The following is a 17,764-nucleotide window of genomic DNA, read 5'->3' on the forward strand; positions in this document are numbered from 1 at the left end:
TTATGAGCTATTTGCTTTGAGAAGGCTAAAAATTCCCACACTTTTAGGAGCTTTCATAACACTTCTAGATGATCGATTAGGTGAAACTATTGTTTTGCCTTTGTTACCTTTTTTATTAGAGCAATTCACCACAAGCGCGACGACTCTTGGTTTTCTAACCGGAACTTATGCAATATCCCAGTTTGCTGCAGCCCCATTAATCGGAGCCATGAGTGATCGTTTCGGTCGTAAGCCGATCATGATCATATGTGTATCAGGTTCAGTAATAGGAATATGTCTATTTGCATTAACAGTAAGCCTGAATTGGGATAATTATTTACCTTTATGGGCCTCAACAGTACCTTTATCTTTACTATTTTTAGCCAGAATAATTGATGGTATCAGTGGTGGTACAGCAGCTACTGCCACTACAATACTTGCAGATATATCAACTCCAGAAAACCGCGCAAAAACCTTTGGTTTAATTGGAGTAGCGTTTGGTTTAGGTTTTATTCTTGGTCCAGGATTAGGAACAGCCCTAGCTAAATTTAGTGTTACTTTACCGGTATGGGTCGCAAGCGGATTTGCAATATTTAATCTTATTTTTGTCATTTGGTTTTTACCCGAAACACTGCCCAAAAACAAAAGGAATTTACTACCAAGAAAAAGAGATTTAAATCCAATTAGTCAATTATTGATTGTATTCAAAAACCCCTTAGCCAGAAGACTTTGCTTATCATTTTTTATTTTCTTTATGGCATTTAATGGCTTTACAGCTGTTTTAGTCCTTTATTTGAAAGAAAAATTTGAATGGAGTCCTGAATTATGTAGTGCTGCTTTTATTGTTGTTGGGGTTATCGCGATGATTGTCCAAGGAGGACTAATTGGACCTCTGGTGAAAAGATTTGGGGAATCAAGATTAACTTTTACTGGTATTGGTTTTGTAATGACAGGATGTATTCTTTTGACTCTCGCAAATATAGACACTTCAATTCCTCTTGTATTTAGCGGTGTCGCAATTCTTGCAATGGGTACTGGACTAGTAACTCCTAGTTTAAGAGCACTAATCTCTAGAAGACTTAGTTCTATAGGTCAAGGAGCAGTGTTAGGAAATCTCCAGGGTTTACAAAGTCTGGGAACTTTTCTTGGAGCAATAGCCGCAGGCCGCTCATATGATCTTTTTGGTCCTAGAAGTCCATTCTTCGGAACTATATTGCTTCTACTGTTTGTTATGTTTTTAATTTCAGGCAAAAATCTTACCAAGCAAAAGGTAATCTCCTAGACTAATAGATGATCAAGATATTAAAATAATAATTAGAAATTGAATAAATTGGTTATAGATATGAATGGCCCAAAAATCAATAATGATACTTACATTAATCGTGAACTGAGTTGGATAGATTTTAATAAACGTGTTTTAGAACTTGCGATAGAAGAGGAAACGCCATTACTAGAAAAAATTAAATTCAGTTCAATATTTAGCAATAATTTAGACGAGTTTTTTATGGTTAGAGTTGCTTCATTAAAATCACAAGTAGAAGGTGGAATCTCAAAAAGAAGCCAAGATGGAAAATCTCCAGAAGAGCAACTTATTGAAATTCGAAGTTATTTAGATCCCATTTTAAAAACCCAGCAACATAAAACAAAAAAATTTATAGAAGAAGATTTTAAAAAAGATAATATATTTATACTTGAATATGAAGAATTAAATCAAAGACAAAAGGTTTGGATAGATAATTATTTTACAACTGCAATTTTTCCCATACTAACCCCCTTAGCAGTTGACCCTTCTCATCCATTCCCTTTTATAAGTAATCTAAGTTTAAATTTAGCTGGAATTATCGTCGATAGTGAATTAAATAAAGAACAATTTACCCGAATAAAAATTCCTGGAGAAAGTATTTCTAGATTTATAAGTATTCCAGTTGAATTACATGACAATGCATCAACAGAATATACAGGAATTGCAATTGAGCAAATCATTGCAAATAATCTATCCATGCTTTTCCCTGGAATGGATGTGAAAGAATATTCCTTCTTTCGCGTTACGAGAGATGCTGATCTAGAGCTTCGAGATATTGAAGCTGATGATTTAATGAGCGCACTAGAAGAAGGTTTACGAAAGCGTCGCAAAGGAGGAGAAGTAGTGAGGCTAGAAGTCTCTAAAAATACGCCAAAGGTAATTCTTGATCTTTTGCAAGAGGGGATGAATATTGAAAAAGAAAATTTATATCAAATTGAGGGCTTACTAGCATTAGATGAATTAATTGAATTAACAACTTTAAATCTTCCGAAACTAAAATTTAAAAAGCATCAAGGCATTACTCATAATTCACTTAAAAATAGTCAGTTACGAGAACAAGAAGAATTAGATACTAGAAATAAAAGCAATTATCAAAGTATATTCTCCATTATTCGACGTAACGATTTACTAGTCCATCACCCTTACAATCTTTTCTCGACATCAGTAGAGGAGTTTATTTATCAAGCTGCGGAAGATAAGCAAGTCATGGGAATCAAAATGACCTTGTATAGAATTTCAAAAGATTCTTTAATTATTGATGCACTAATAAGAGCTGCTGAGAAAGGAAAGCAAGTAATGGCTCTCGTTGAATTAAAAGCAAGATTTGATGAAGATAATAATATCCAATGGGCAAAACAATTAGAGCAAGCTGGAGTTCATGTTGTATATGGAGTGATTGGACTGAAAACTCATACAAAAATTGCTTTGATCATAAGAAAAGAAAAAAACAGATTAAGAACATATTTTCATATTGGGACAGGTAATTATAATTCAAAAACGTCTAAAACATATACGGATTTTGGCTTATTATCTTGTCAACCTGAGCTAGGTCAAGATCTTATTGAACTATTTAATTATCTGACTGGATTTGCAAAACAACAATCCTACAGAAAATTATTGGTTGCACCAGTAACTCTTAGAAGTGGAATAGAAAAGCTAATAAAAAGAGAAATCAATTATGCAAAAAATGGCTTGCCAGCAAAGATAATTGCCAAAATGAATTCTCTAGTAGATCCAGAAATTATAAAACTACTTTATATTGCATCACAGGCAGGAGTAAAAATTGAACTTATAATTAGAGGAATGTGCTGCCTATATCCTCAGAAAAAAGACTTAAGCGAAAATATAAAAGTAACCAGCATTATTGGTAGGTTTTTAGAACATTCAAGAATCTTTTGGTTTAATAACGATGGAGATGCAGAAGTATTTATTGGTAGTGCAGATTGGATGAGGCGTAATTTAGATAGAAGAGTTGAAGCAGTTACACCTATTGAAGACAATCAAATTAAAAAAGAAATTAAATATCTATTAGATTCTTATTTAGAAGCAAATACAGACTGTTGGAAAATGCAAAGTGATGGTAGCTACATCAAAAATCAAATTTTGAATGATAAGAAAAAATATATTCAAGAAAAAATTATTAAACTATACACAAAAGATGAAAATTTAAAAAACATTTAATATATTTTTTGGATGCGCTTTATACCTAATTAGGCAAAAAGTCATAAATTTTTCGTTTCAATTAGTCAACTTCTCCTTATAAGTGCTAACTTCTTAATAAATCTAATTTCAAGAGGCCAGGGTGATGGGGATCCCGCTGGAATCTGCCAAGGAAATTTCTGATGTTTCATCAGGGAAGTCTAATACGGCAAGCACAAGTCAAAAACTATCTGCATCAACTGTAAGTAGTCAAAAATCTCGAAGTTCTCGAAGACAAAGTAATCGTCTAGCTACTGATGCGATAGGTTTCTATCTCACAAGTATTGGAAGAGTCCCACTTCTGACACCTGCGGAAGAAATTGAGCTTGCTCATCATGTGCAACAAATGAAAGATTTATTGCGCCTTCCTTTAGAACAACGCTCTACCCGTCAGAAACACAAAATAAAAATGGGTAAGCGGGCAAGAGATCGCATGATGGCTGCGAATCTGCGACTTGTTGTAAGTGTTGCAAAAAAATATCAAAACCAAGGCCTCGAATTACTCGATTTAGTACAAGAAGGTGCAATTGGATTAGAAAGAGCTGTTGATAAATTTGATCCTGCAATGGGTTATAAATTTTCAACCTATGCCTATTGGTGGATAAGACAAGGGATGACTCGTGCCATTGATAACAGTGCTAGAACTATTCGACTACCAATACATATCAGCGAAAAACTTTCAAAAATGCGCCGCATATCGCGTGAATTATCTCATCGATTTGGTAGACAACCAAATCGACTAGAGTTGGCAAACGCTATGGGAATTGAACCTCAAGATCTAGAAGATCTAGTCTCGCAAAGCGCGCCATGTGCGTCTCTTGATGCTCATGCAAGAGGCGAAGAAGATCGGAGCACTCTTGGAGAACTAATTCCAGACCCAAATTCTGATGAGCCCATGGAAGGAATGGATAGAAGCATTCAAAAAGAACACCTTGGAGGATGGTTATCTCAATTAAATGAGAGAGAGCAAAAAATCATGAGACTTCGCTTTGGCCTCGACGGAGAAGAACCACTCACTCTGGCTGAAATTGGAAGACAAATAAATGTTTCGAGAGAGCGTGTCAGACAACTTGAGGCAAAAGCAATTTTAAAATTGAGAGTAATGACTACTCATCAAAACGCTGCTTAAACATTGCCTATTCAAATAGCTATTTTTATTATTGCGTTATGGATAATAATAATTTTATTAATTGCATTTTTATGTAAAAGATATTTTCCTAAAAAAGAAGAGTTAAGTAGAAAAATTATTCATATTGGAACAGGGCCAGTAATTTTATTAGCCTGGTTATTTGATATTCCAAAAAATTTAGCTTTCTTAACTGCATTATTAATCACCTTAGGCTTAGGTGTTAATTATCAATATCGTTTATTACCTGCCATTGAAGATATCGAAAGGAAGAGTTTTGGAACAATTGCATATGGTAGCAGTATCACACTTTTACTTTTACTTTTCTGGCCTCGCTATGCATCATCCATTTCGATAGGTGTACTATCAATGGCTTTTGGGGATGGATTAGCAGGTTTAATCGGAAGGTCTATTAACTCTCCAAAATGGGCAATACTTGGTCAAACGAAATCGATTGCTGGTACATTAACAATGGGTTCAGTCGTAGCTCTAACGACTTCAATAATCTCTTCAACTAATGATTTAGGTATACAACCTCTAGAAATTATAGTCATCTCTCTAATAGCAACTTTTTTAGAACAAATAAGTCCATGGGGAATTGACAATTTAACTGTTCCTATTGGAGTTACTTGTATAGGAATATGGTTAGTAGGGATATAAAAAAACCAACTCAATTTATTAAACTGATTCAGCTAGCTCCTCTAGTAAAACTTCAGTAGTAGAAAAGTTTATGCATGCATCCGTAACACTTTGACCATATGTAAGTTTTGACAAATCTGAATTTAATTTCTGATTACCCTCAACAAGATGACTTTCAATCATTACACCCATTACATTTTTTGATCCACCTTTTAACTGTGATGCAACATCCCGTAAAACTTCTGATTGTCTACGAAAATCTTTATTAGAGTTTCCATGACTACAATCAACCATAACTTTTCCAGGCATCTTAAATTGTGCCAATTCATCTGCAATTAAATTAATTGCAGATGAATGATAATTAGTTCCGTTTTTACCACCTCGTAAAACAAGATGACCATCTGGATTCCCTGTGGTACTCACTATCGAAGCGTGACCATCGTTATTAATTCCTAAAAAATGATGAGGTTTTGATGCTGCTTGCATTGCATTAATTGCTATCGTCGCTGTCCCATCAGTACCATTTTTATAACCAACTGGCATTGATAATCCAGACGCCATTTCACGATGAGTCTGACTCTCTGTCGTTCTTGCTCCAATAGCAGTCCAACTAATTAAATCAGCAATATACTGAGGAACAACTGGATCAAGTAATTCAGTTGCTGCCGGCATTCCTTTTTTGGCTAAATCAAGCAAAAGACCTCTTGCCTTCCTTAAGCCAGTATTAATATCGTAAGAATTATCAAGATGAGGGTCGTTAATAAGTCCTTTCCAACCAACAGTTGTACGTGGTTTTTCAAAATAAACACGCATGACAATCTCTAGCTTTTGACTATATTTCTCCCTCAATGGGGCTAATCGATTCGCATATTCAATAGCAGCATCAACATCATGAACCGAACATGGTCCAACAATCACCAAAATTCTTGGATCTTGACCATGAAGAATTGATTTAATCTTGTTTCGAGTAATAGAGACAACTCCAGAGGCTGCCTTATCTAAAGGCAAATCTCTATGAATTAATGCAGGGGACATTAGTGGACGAGTCTCGACCACATGAAGGTCAGAGGTGCTATCCACCATTGAAAAATATGATGAGGTGGACATTTAAAGCGTGATCATAGATATAAGATTAGAGAAGTATCAGTCATAGGGGGGTAATAAGTTGCATTATCTGAATGTTTGTTCAAGAAACATGCGATTGTCAAAAATGCAAACAACAGGCCCTCACTCAAATACATTCTCTGTTGAGATTTAAAAATGCTTAAAAATTACTTATCACATGTTGCCGAAAGAGAAGCGTTAGGTATCCCTCCGCTTCCGTTAGATGCAAAACAAACTAAAGATTTAACAGAGTTATTAGAAAAACCAGATAAAGAATCCGATAACAACCTCTTACTTGATCTTCTTGTTAATCGAATTCCTCCTGGAGTAGATCAGGCCTCTTATGTCAAAGCAACTTGGCTAAGCTCAATTGCTCAAGAAGAATCAAAAAGTCCTTTAGTAAGTCCTTTAAAAGCAACAGAGCTTTTAGGTACAATGATTGGCGGATATAATGTAGCAGCATTAATTGAAATACTAAAATCTAATAATAAAGATTTGGCCGCTGCAGCATGCGAAGCATTAAGTAATACTCTTTTAGTTTATGATGCCTTGAACGACATTTTAGAATTAGCAAAAAATAATATTTATGCAGAAAAAGTTATAAAAAGCTGGTCTAATGGAGAATGGTTCACTAATAAAGAACCCCTAGCCCAAGAAATAACATTAACAGTATTTAAAGTTGAAGGAGAAACAAATACAGACGACCTCTCTCCGGCAACTCATGCCACAACAAGACCAGATATTCCTTTACATGCTCTAGCGATGCTAGAGACTCGAGATCCAAATGGTTTAAGCACTATTGAAGAATTAAAAAAGAGAGGATATCCAATCGCTTATGTTGGCGATGTCGTTGGAACAGGAAGCTCTAGAAAGTCAGCAATAAACTCTGTTCTTTGGCATACAGGACAAGACATACCTTTCGTGCCAAATAAAAGAGGGAGTGGGGTTGTAATAGGAGGCAAAATTGCGCCTATTTTCTTTAATACTGCTGAAGATTCAGGTGCACTTCCAATTGAATGCGATGTAAGCAATCTCAAAACAGGAGATGTAATTACTATTTTCCCTTACAAAGGAGAAGTTAGAAGAAGTGAAAGTGAGACAAACAATGGAGAGCTTTTATCAAAATTTGACTTAAAACCACAAACTATTACTGATGAAGTAAGAGCAGGTGGGCGAATTCCTTTAATGATTGGAAGAGCTTTGACAGACAAAGTTAGAACAAAATTAAAACTTTCTCCCTCTACTCTTTTTATTCGTCCTGGTCAGCCACCTGCATCAAAGCATGGGTTTACACAAGCTCAAAAAATGGTTGGAAAAGCTTGCGGTTTAGAAGGAGTGCTCCCTGGTTCAAGTTGTGAACCAATAATGACAACAGTTGGTAGTCAAGATACTACTGGTCCGATGACTAGAGATGAAATGAAAGAATTAGCTTGTTTAGGATTTTCTGCCGATTTAGTTATGCAGAGTTTCTGTCATACGGCAGCATATCCAAAGCCCGTTGATATCAAAACTCAAAAAGAACTCCCTGATTTCTTTGCTGAAAGAGGAGGAATAGCATTAAAACCCGGTGATGGAATTATTCATAGTTGGCTAAATAGGATGCTTTTACCGGACACAGTCGGGACAGGTGGCGATAGTCATACACGATTCCCATTGGGAATCTCATTTCCTGGAGGTTCGGGAGTTGTGGCATTTGCTGCAGCTATTGGTTCCATGCCTTTAGATATGCCGGAGTCAGTTCTTGTACGTTTTAAAGGGTCTTTACAAACTGGTGTCACTTTAAGAGATGTAGTTAATGCCATTCCTTGGATGGCTATACAACAAGGTCTTCTGACAGTTGCAAAAGCCAATAAAGTTAATGTATTTAATGGAAAAATACTAGAAATTGAAGGCCTACCAAACCTAAAATTAGAGCAAGCCTTTGAATTAACTGATGCCAGTGCAGAAAGGTCTTGTGCTGGATGTACTATTCAACTCTCTGAATCAACAATCAGTGAATATTTAACAAGCAATATTGTTTTACTTAAAAATATGATTGCTAGGGGATATAAAGACGCAAGAACAATAAGTAGAAGAATTCAAGAAATGGAAGATTGGTTAAAAAAACCAGATTTACTTTCAGCCGACTCAGATGCTCAATACTCAGAAATTATCGAAATAGACTTGAATACACTCAAAGAACCTGTTTTAGCTTGTCCTAATGATCCTGATAACGTCAAACTTTTAACCGAAGTCGCAGGCACTCCAATTCAAGAAGTTTTTATTGGTTCGTGTATGACTAATATTGGTCATTATCGAGCCGCTGCAAAAATTCTCGAAGGAGAAGGGAAAATAGCAGCACGGTTATGGGTATGTCCGCCAACACGAATGGACGAGGAAATCTTGAAAAAAGAAGGATACTACGAGATCTTTGAAAAATCAGGAAGCCGCATGGAAATGCCTGGTTGTTCTCTATGCATGGGCAATCAAGCTCGTGTAGAAGATAATTCAACTGTTTTCTCAACCAGTACAAGAAATTTCAACAATAGATTAGGGAAAGGAGCTCAGGTGTTTTTGGGAAGTGCAGAACTGGCAGCTGTTTGCGCTTTATTAGGGCATATTCCAACTACTGATGAATATCTTGCTATTGCTTCTAAAAAAGTTTCCCCTTTAACTGACGAAATATACAGATACTTAAACTTTGATGAAATACCAAACTTTATTGAAGATGGCCGTGTAATAACAAAAGAAGAAGAGGCCTCTATTTTACAAACCTGAATTGAGTTAAATGATCAAAAGTCAAAGTCAAAATCCCGTTAAAAAAAAATCAAGTCAAAGCATAAAAAAACTTCTTCAAAGGAAATGGCTAAATGTAATTCTCGCTCTCATACTTACAGCTTTAGGAGCAGCATTAACGGGAATATTATTTAAAACTGGGATTCATGCATTAGAAGATTATCGATCAAATCTTCTTGCTTATATTCCTAGATGGATACTTTTACCAATATTAGGAGCATTAGGAGGTTTAATTTCAGGATCGCTCATTCAAAATTTTGCCCCTGCAGCCAAAGGAGCAGGAGTAAGTCACATCATCGCATTTCTTCGCCATAAGCCAGTCCCTATGGGCTTAAGAGTTGGAATAGTAAAACTATTTGCTGGAATAATTGCTATTGGGAGTGGATTTCCACTAGGTCCAGAAGGCCCAGCAGTTCAAATGGGAGGATCTGTTGCATGGAAAATGGCAAAGTGGCTAAAAGCCCCTATTTCATTTCGCAGAGTCATAGTTGCAGCAGGAGGAGGAGCGGGAATTGCAGCAATTTTTAGTGCTCCTATTGGAGGATTTGTCTATGCAATTGAAGAACTTCTAAATTCAGCCAGACCAGTAGTTCTTTTATTGGTAGTCGTAACAACGTTCTTGGCTGATAGTTGCGCTGATATTTTGCAAGCGATTGGACTTGATCAAAAAGCAGGTGGATTTGTTAATAATTTAGGTTTCCAATTAGAAAGAGCATATACACCTGTAATCGAATTCTTTCCGATAGATTTTTTATACCTAATATTTTTAGGAATCTTACTAGGATTCTTAGCAGAAATGTATTGCCAATATGTTTTAAAAATGCAAATCCTTGGAAACAAATGGTTTAAAAATAAAACTGTTCAAAGAATGAGTTTATCAGGATTATTACTTGGCTCAATGTATTCAATAATTCCAGAAAATTTTCACAATATCGAAGGATTGCAAAAGATTATTGTTAATGAAAATAGTAGTTTTACGCTCGCAATAAGTATATTTTTAGTTTTATTTTTTGCTTCTGGATTAGCAGCCGCATCTGGAGCTCCAGGTGGTTTATTTTATCCAATGCTAACTCTAGGAGGAGCGATAGGGTTAGCCAGCGGTATAGGAGTAGAAATATTTACGGGTCATGTACCAACTACATATATTTTTGCTGGAATGGGCGGATTTGTAGCTGGATGCTCAAGGACACCACTTACAGCAATGTTTTTAGCCTTCGCTTTAACTAAAAATCTTTTAATACTTAAACCACTTTTGATTACATGTATAGCCAGCTATTTAACTGCCAGAATATTTAATGAACATTCAATTTATGAAAGACAAATTACAATTGAAGAAAGAGAATTAACATAAAGCTTTTTCAAACTTTTTTAATGAATTATTATTGATTGTGGAATTGTAGATCATGCATCTAAGACCTATCAATAATATCCAACCTAAGATATTTATTCTGCTATCAAATAATGGAATATCTGTCGCATGAAAACAAATAAGAATTAAAGTGGAGGTCCACCAAGCTCGATCAACTATGATATTTTTTTGAAGATTCAAATTATTAAAAATTTTATAAAAAAAAGAAATTAATAATAAACTAAAAACAAATAGATTTATCAACAAAGAAACTACTAAACCATGGCTAATTGCTAATTCTAAAGGCAAATTATGAGAATGACCATGAGATAACCCTGTCCTTAAAGGATAAAGAATTGAAAAAGCCGCTGCCCCCCACCCAAACCATGGTTTTTCAAAAATTAAATTAAATCCTATTTTCCATTGGCCAATACGTGTTGCTTCAAAAGGTCTTGTATCAGCAAATTGCATATCAGTTAGTCTCATCCAAATAGATTCAGGAACAATACTCCTTGCAAATTGTTGAATTCCAAAATCAAAAACTGGTAAAACCGCAATAATCACCGGAAGAAAACCAATAAGCATTAAAGGTATTAACCAACTCCATGATGCCGAACCAAAAACTAATGGTAAACCTAGAAAAATTGCACCCCATGCGTTTCGAGAGTCAGTCAAAATCATTGCGGTAACAAAAGAAATTAAAAAAGCACAAGAAATAGCTCTGTTTCTTCCAAAAATAAAAGGATGCACAACGGATGCCAAACAGAATGGCCATATGCCTGATAACCATGCAGCAGTGATATTTGCGTAATCAAACAACCCAGACAATCTTCCTATAGGCTCTCCTCCTGGAGAAATAAACCAAATTATTAAACCATCAAAAATCTTCCAAGGGCCCTCCCAACCAAGCCATATCTGACCAAAGCCTGTTATTAAAACAGGAAGACTTCCTAAAACAAGCCAAGAAGCACATTTTTTTCTTCTCTCAGGAGTTAACAAGTATGGTTGCAAGCCCCAAAAACACCAGAAGAACGGCAACCAATTAAAAAGACCAAGCCAAGCTAGCCAACCGGTATGAGAACGAATGCAACCAATTATCATTAAAAAAGTTACCAACAAAAGCGGATAATTCCAATATTCCCTCCAATAGAGATCTCTTCTTTTAAGACTTCCGTCAATGAGAGCTACAAGCAAAAATAAATAAGAAATTAACGCGCTAGACGGCAAGCAAAATACCCCTAACTGAAAACAACTCCAACCAACATTGTTTGAACAATTATTTTTTATATTTAGGAAACTAGCATTATTAATCATATAAATACAGCCGTTCTACCTCTATAAACAATAACTTGTCGTCTTAAATGCAATCTTAAAGCTCTTGCCAAAGCGACTCGCTCCAAATCTCTACCCTTTCTTATTAAATCAGATACTTCATCACGATGACTCACATTAGATATGGTCTGTTCAATTATGGGACCCGCATCAAGATCCTTAGTGACATAATGAGCTGTTGCACCAATTAATTTCACCCCTCTTTCCCAGGCTTGATGATATGGTTGAGCACCTTTAAAAGCAGGAAGAAAAGAATGATGGATATTAATTAAATGCGGAAAATTCTCTAAAAATGAACTACTTAAAATTTGCATATATTTAGCCAAAACCCCTAGATCAATTTTGTACTCATTAAGTAAATCTAAAATTTTACTTTCTGAATCTGCTTTATTATTTTTATCTACTTTTATGAGCTTAAAAGGAATAGAAAAACTTGAACAAATTTCCTCTAAATCTGAATGATTTGAGATAACCAAAGGAACATTCATACATAATTCGCCTGCCTTAACTCTCCATAAAAGATCAACTAAACAATGACTCTGCTTGCTAACAAAGATTGCAACATTAGGAAATTCATCAGAAAAGCTCAAGACGGCTTTTCCATTCAATCTCTTTTCCAGTAAAATTACCTCAGATTTAATTTCATTTTTATCAAGCAGAAATCCATCTAAATCCCACTCAATACGACTTAAAAACAATTTTGCATCTGCATCAGTATGGTGATCAGCGTGCCTAATATTGCCATTTTTACCTGCTATCCAACTTGCCAAATCACTTACAAGTCCTGGCTTATCAGGACAAATGAACTGCAAGATAACTGTTTTGAGGTTCACTACAGCTATATCCTTAAACTATTCTCTTTTTTAGACCACTCATTGGAAATTAACAAGCAATTTTAATAGCATCTGTGCAAATGAATCCCCAAAAATCAGAAAAAAAGCAAACAGAAATCTCAATTATTGGAAGTGGTATAGCAGGAATTACAACTGCCTTTCACCTAGGTGAAAAAGGCTACAAAGTAAATTTAATCGACCCAAATGTAAACTCAAAAATAAATAACTTAAGTCCAAACAATGGATCACAAGCGAGTTTGGGTGTTCTTATGGGAAATATTTACAAAAGATCAAAAGGAAGGGCTTTTCTCCTAAGAAATAAAAGCATGAAATTATGGAAAGAATGGCTTACTCAAATAAAGGATTCTGAATCAGCTTTTATATTTGAAAAACCATTAATTAAATTAGCAAGTTCTGAAAAAGAATATGAATCTATGATTGCATTAAGTAATAATGAAAAAAAATATGGAATTGAACTGTTAGATAAAAATACTTTAGATTTTTGGAATTATATATTTGAGACAAAATTAATCGGGGGATTAATATCTCATGAGGATGGTCGATTAAATCCCATAAAATTAATGAAGTCATTAATGAAAAGTCTTGACCAAATCAAGATAAATAAAATCGACAAAAATGTTATTAGAATAAGTAAAAATGGTAATTTACACAATAAAAAATGGAATATAGATTTAGATAATAATGAATCTATTGATCAAGATTATATCGTCATTTGTTCTGCAATAAATACTAAAAAATTATTAAAACCATTAGGCCATGAAATACTCTTAGAGCCAATCTTAGGACAAGTTGTTGAATTAGAATTAAAAAAAGGAATTCCAAATTGGAAAGAATGGCCCGGTGTATTAAATTATCAATCTATAAACTTTATACACCATAATCCCAATCATATGATCATAGGAGCAACAATTGAAAAAGGGGCTCAAGCAAGCTTCATGGAGAAAAAAGAAATGTTAAATTTAAAAAATACTGCTCCAAAATGGATGACAAATGCAAGAGTCTGCCATGAGTGGAGCGGAATAAGAGCTAAACCTATAAACGAGCCAGCTCCTTTATTAAAACAATTAGAACCAGGCTTATTAATTAATACAGGTCACTATAGAAATGGTGTTTTATTAGCTCCCGCTTGCGCTGAATGGGTTGGACTTACGATAAATGGACAATAAATATATTATTAATAATATCTGCTTATTTTGTCTCGGTAAAGTCAGCATCAATAACCTCATCTCCATCGTCTTTACTGTCTGAATTGGAATCATCAGTAGCTTGAGAAGCAGCATTTGCTTGTTGATATACAGATGCACCTAATGAATACAATTCTTGTTGTAGCTCCTCAACTAAAGACTTCATGCTTTCATAATCATCTTTATCAGTGGCCTCTTTCAACTTGACACGTTTCTCTTCGACTTTTGCTTTTGCCGCTTCATCAACTTTATCTCCTAGCTCACCAATTTGTTTTTCAGCCTGATAAACAAGTGTTTCGGCTTGATTTTTAATATCAATTTTTTCACGTTTTTCTTTATCAGCAGAAGCATTCATTTCTGCATCTTTAACCATTTTATCAACTTCGTTATCCGATAAAGTAGATGCTCCAGTAATAGAGATACTTTGTTCTTTACCACTACCTTTATCTTTTGCATTGACGCTTAAAATTCCATTAGCATCGATATCAAAAGTTACTTCAATTTGAGGAACACCTCGAGGAGCAGGAGGAATTCCATCTAAACGGAATGTTCCAAGACTTTTGTTGTCAGAAGCCATCTCACGTTCACCTTGTAAAACGTGTATTTCTACATTCGTTTGGCCATCAACTGCAGTTGAATAAGTTTCAGCTTTCTTAGTCGGAACAGTAGTGTTTCTTGAAATCATTTTTGTCATCACACCACCCAAAGTTTCAACCCCAAGAGATAAAGGAGTTACATCAAGTAGCAAAATATCTTTAACTTCCCCAGCAAGAACTCCACCTTGAATAGCAGCCCCAACAGCTACTACTTCATCTGGATTAACTGTTTGATTTGGATCCTTAGTAGTGACTCTTTTAACTAACTCTTTAACTGCTGGCATTCGGGTAGAGCCACCAACCATAACAATCTCATCTATTTCTCCTGTAGATAATTTTGCATCTTTCAAAGCTTGTTCTACAGGGACCCTACAACGATCAATAAGGTTTGAAGCCAGTTCCTCAAATTTTCCTCTTGTTAGGGTCAAATCAAGATGCTTAGGTCCTTCGGGGGTAGCTGTAATAAATGGAAGATTTATTTCACTTTGAGTAGCATTAGATAATTCAATCTTGGCTTTTTCAGCAGCTTCAGTTAAACGTTGCAGTGCTTGTTTATCTTGGCGTAAATCAATACCTTCATTACCTTTAAATGTAGAAGCCAAATGATCAACAATAACTCTGTCAAAATCATCCCCACCTAAATGAGTATCACCAGACGTAGAAAGAACTTCAAAAACGCCATCACCTACTTCTAATACAGATACATCAAAAGTACCTCCACCCAAATCAAAAACCAATATCCTCTCATTACTTTTTTTATCCAATCCATAGGCTAACGCTGCAGCAGTGGGCTCATTGATAATCCTGAGTACTTCTAACCCTGCAATCTTTCCAGCGTCTTTTGTAGCTTGTCTTTGTGAATCATTGAAATAGGCCGGAACAGTAATTACTGCTTGTGTAACTGTTTCTCCTAAATATTTACCTGCATCATCAGAAAGTTTTCTTAAAACTTGAGCACTAACTTCTTCAGGAGAAAACTGTTTATCTAGTATTGGGCATTTCAATTTGACGTTAGAGCCAGCTTTTTCAACTCCGTAACTAACTTCCTTTGATTCATCATTGACTTCATCAACTCTACGACCAACAAATCTCTTTGAAGAATAAAAAGTATTTTCCGGATTCATCACCGCTTGACGCTTAGCAATTTGTCCGACCAACTGATCTTGATTTTTTGTATAAGCAACAACAGATGGGGTTGTTCTAAATCCTTCAGCGTTTGCTATTACTGTAGGCTTACCGCCTTCCATAACAGCTACACAACTATTTGTAGTTCCTAGATCGATTCCGACAACCTTCCCCATGGGTGAGTAACTCCTTTAATTTCTTTCTTTAGGTATCATCCTCGTCAGTTAAACCTATATGAGGCGAGGCGTGGTTCCCGAACAGTCTCATAGCAATTTTGAATCAACAACATCAAAAATGGTCACTATCACTGGAAAAACTAATCTGGTAGGACTTCTTGGGCAACCAGTAAATCATTCACTTTCCCCAATTATCCACAATGCCGCATATGAAGAAATGGGACTTGACTGGTGTTATGTCGCAATGGCTTGCGAAAGTAAAAATCTAGAGAAAGTCACAAAAGCATTAAGGTATTTAGATTGCAAGGGATTGAATATCACTATTCCCCATAAGCAAGAAGTTTTAAAAGCTTGTAATAAATTAACTGAAATTGCTAATATCATCCAAGCCGTTAATACACTAATACCCGAAAAAGATAATCAATGGAAAGGCGCAAATACAGATGTAGAAGGATTCTTAACGCCATTGAAAAGACATGATTTGAAGGATAAGAATGTCGTGGTTTTAGGTTGCGGAGGCAGCTCTAGAGCAGTTGTCATGGGATTAAATAGTTTAAATATTAAAAAAGTAACAATAATTGGTCGGAACAAAATTTCTTTAGATATTTTTGTAAAAAGTATGAGTAATTTATTATCTAAGAGAAACATATCCATTGAGGGTATCAATAATAAAGAATTAAATGTTTCACCATATATTCAAGAAGCCGATTTAATTATTAATGCCACTCCAATAGGGATGAATAGCAAAAATAATAAAAAAGAAAATGTTCCTCTTGGTAAGGAAATATGGGACTGTCTCTCTAATAAAACTATTTTATACGATTTGATTTATACTCCAAGACCAACAAAATGGTTAAAACTTGGGCAACAAAAAAATTGTTTTACAATTGATGGTCTAGACATGCTTGTCGAACAAGGAGCTTTTTCAATAAAACTTTGGAGTGGTTTCAATGACATCCCTGTCCAGATAATGAAATCATCTGCAGAAAAACATTTATTGCTTTAATCTAAAAGAAAAATTAATTATGCCCTCTTTAGGAGCAAGAATATTGGGAGTTCTCCTATATATGATCCCATGGACTGATTCTCTTACATTTGGGAATCATTTATATATAAAATATCCTTTTATTCAAATCATTCAAATACCCGCTATTCCAATTATCTTAATTGAAAGATCAATACCTTTTGGAAGTTTCTTATTATTTTTAGCTATCTTTCTTGGACTAGTCAGAAATACTAAAGTATCTTATTTTTTACGTTTTAACGCACTTCAATCATTGATAATAAATATTGGAATAATTATAATTAGTTTTATTTTAGAAATTATTTTTAGTCCTTTTGCTAACTCATTAATAGTCAGAACAATTTCTAGTACTTTATTAATAAGTCTTTTTTCAGTGATTGTTTATTGTGTTTGGTCTTGCACACAAGGAAACGAACCTGATTTGCCAGGGATAAGCGAAGCGACAAAAATGCAATTGTGAAAGTTCCCACTTAGGTATAAGATTAAAAGTCCGTCGCTCTTAGTGAGCCATTCAGTCCTAAACGGAAATCTCATTCATGTCTGAAAAACCTTATTACGAAACCATGTACATTCTTCGTCCGGACATACCGGAAGAAGAAGTTGATAGCCATTTAAAAAAATATAGTGAAATTCTTGAAAAGTCAGGAACTGAGGTATTAGATAGTCAAATGAGAGGCAAAAGAAGACTTGCTTATCCCATTGCAAAACATAAAGAGGGAATATATGTGCAATTAAGCCATAAAGGCAATGGGCAGCAAGTTGCAAGCCTAGAGAGAGCTATGAGATTAAGTGAAGATGTTATTCGTTACCTCACGGTTAAACAAGATGGTCCTTTACCTAGTCCAAAATCCACATCTAAAGATGATGAACAAGAGAAATCTGAAACTGAAAAAGATGAAATAAAACCTTCTGAAGACAAAACCGAATCAACTGCCAAAGACGAGAAAAAAGAAGACTCCAAGGAATAATCGCAAGAGCAAACAAAATAAATAATTTATAT

General features: G+C 35.0%; 14 protein-coding genes. 10 read left to right on the forward strand and 4 right to left on the reverse strand.

What is annotated here, in order from left to right; all coding sequences use genetic code 11:
* Window positions 1–16 precede the first annotated feature (16 nt).
* From O5640_RS07555 to O5640_RS07570, 4 genes are all read left to right on the forward strand, one after another.
* Window positions 17–1,261: an MFS transporter gene (locus O5640_RS07555; protein WP_269611778.1), complete on the forward strand. Its 1,245-nt coding sequence runs from the start codon at window positions 17–19 to the stop codon at window positions 1,259–1,261.
* Window positions 1,262–1,321: 60 nt separating this feature from the next.
* Window positions 1,322–3,463, forward strand: a complete 2,142-nt coding sequence (ppk1, locus tag O5640_RS07560) for a polyphosphate kinase 1 (protein ID WP_269611779.1) — start codon at window positions 1,322–1,324, stop codon at window positions 3,461–3,463.
* 124 nt (window positions 3,464–3,587) lie between these two features.
* Window positions 3,588–4,610: an RpoD/SigA family RNA polymerase sigma factor gene (locus O5640_RS07565; protein WP_269611780.1), complete on the forward strand. Its 1,023-nt coding sequence runs from the start codon at window positions 3,588–3,590 to the stop codon at window positions 4,608–4,610.
* 3 nt (window positions 4,611–4,613) lie between these two features.
* On the forward strand, window positions 4,614–5,267 hold the full coding sequence (locus tag O5640_RS07570; RefSeq protein ID WP_269611781.1) for a diacylglycerol/polyprenol kinase family protein: 654 nt from the start codon (window positions 4,614–4,616) through the stop codon (window positions 5,265–5,267).
* Window positions 5,268–5,285: 18 nt separating this feature from the next.
* On the opposite strand, the gene O5640_RS07575 is transcribed toward O5640_RS07570, so the two are convergent.
* On the reverse strand, window positions 5,286–6,353 hold the full coding sequence (locus O5640_RS07575; RefSeq protein WP_269611782.1) for a 3-deoxy-7-phosphoheptulonate synthase: 1,068 nt from the start codon (window positions 6,351–6,353) through the stop codon (window positions 5,286–5,288).
* Between the two features lie 153 nt (window positions 6,354–6,506).
* Between O5640_RS07575 and acnB the strand changes: the two genes are divergently transcribed.
* Window positions 6,507–9,107 (forward strand): bifunctional aconitate hydratase 2/2-methylisocitrate dehydratase, encoded by a 2,601-nt coding sequence (gene acnB, locus O5640_RS07580; RefSeq protein ID WP_269611784.1) that lies wholly within the window; start codon window positions 6,507–6,509, stop codon window positions 9,105–9,107.
* Window positions 9,108–9,117: 10 nt separating this feature from the next.
* A complete protein-coding gene (locus O5640_RS07585) occupies window positions 9,118–10,476 on the forward strand; it encodes a ClC family H(+)/Cl(-) exchange transporter (RefSeq protein WP_269611786.1) in 1,359 nt (452 codons plus the stop codon).
* Here O5640_RS07585 and O5640_RS07590 read toward each other — a convergent pair.
* A complete protein-coding gene (locus O5640_RS07590) occupies window positions 10,468–11,787 on the reverse strand; it encodes an O-antigen ligase family protein (RefSeq protein ID WP_269611787.1) in 1,320 nt (439 codons plus the stop codon). The genes O5640_RS07585 and O5640_RS07590 overlap by 9 nt on opposite strands.
* Window positions 11,784–12,638 carry a formyltetrahydrofolate deformylase gene (gene purU / locus O5640_RS07595; RefSeq protein ID WP_269611788.1) on the reverse strand — a complete coding sequence of 285 codons (855 nt, stop codon included), beginning with the start codon at window positions 12,636–12,638 and terminating at the stop codon, window positions 11,784–11,786. The genes O5640_RS07590 and purU overlap by 4 nt, the downstream gene beginning before the upstream one ends.
* An 80-nt stretch (window positions 12,639–12,718) precedes the next feature.
* Here purU and O5640_RS07600 point away from each other — a divergent pair, with 80 nt between their 5' ends.
* Window positions 12,719–13,825: an NAD(P)/FAD-dependent oxidoreductase gene (locus tag O5640_RS07600; protein ID WP_269611789.1), complete on the forward strand. Its 1,107-nt coding sequence runs from the start codon at window positions 12,719–12,721 to the stop codon at window positions 13,823–13,825.
* Between the two features lie 22 nt (window positions 13,826–13,847).
* Here O5640_RS07600 and dnaK read toward each other — a convergent pair whose 3' ends face one another.
* A complete protein-coding gene (gene dnaK, locus O5640_RS07605; protein WP_269611790.1) occupies window positions 13,848–15,740 on the reverse strand; it encodes a molecular chaperone DnaK in 1,893 nt (630 codons plus the stop codon).
* A 70-nt stretch (window positions 15,741–15,810) separates the two neighbouring features.
* Here dnaK and O5640_RS07610 point away from each other — a divergent pair, with 70 nt between their 5' ends.
* The 3 genes from O5640_RS07610 (at window position 15,811) to rpsF (ending at window position 17,732) form a co-directional block, all read left to right on the forward strand.
* Complete coding sequence (locus O5640_RS07610; protein ID WP_269611791.1) at window positions 15,811–16,746, forward strand: shikimate dehydrogenase; 936 nt, start codon at window positions 15,811–15,813, stop codon at window positions 16,744–16,746.
* A 19-nt stretch (window positions 16,747–16,765) separates the two neighbouring features.
* Entirely contained in the window at window positions 16,766–17,224 is a 459-nt protein-coding gene (locus tag O5640_RS07615; protein WP_269611793.1) for a Tic20 family protein, read from the forward strand.
* Between the two features lie 76 nt (window positions 17,225–17,300).
* On the forward strand, window positions 17,301–17,732 hold the full coding sequence (rpsF, locus tag O5640_RS07620) for a 30S ribosomal protein S6 (RefSeq protein WP_269611794.1): 432 nt from the start codon (window positions 17,301–17,303) through the stop codon (window positions 17,730–17,732).
* Window positions 17,733–17,764: the final 32 nt, after the last annotated feature.

Origin of the sequence: Prochlorococcus marinus str. MIT 0912 (assembly GCF_027359595.1) — a bacterium.
In the GTDB taxonomy this organism is placed as follows: Bacteria; Cyanobacteriota; Cyanobacteriia; order PCC-6307; family Cyanobiaceae; genus Prochlorococcus_B; species Prochlorococcus_B marinus_C.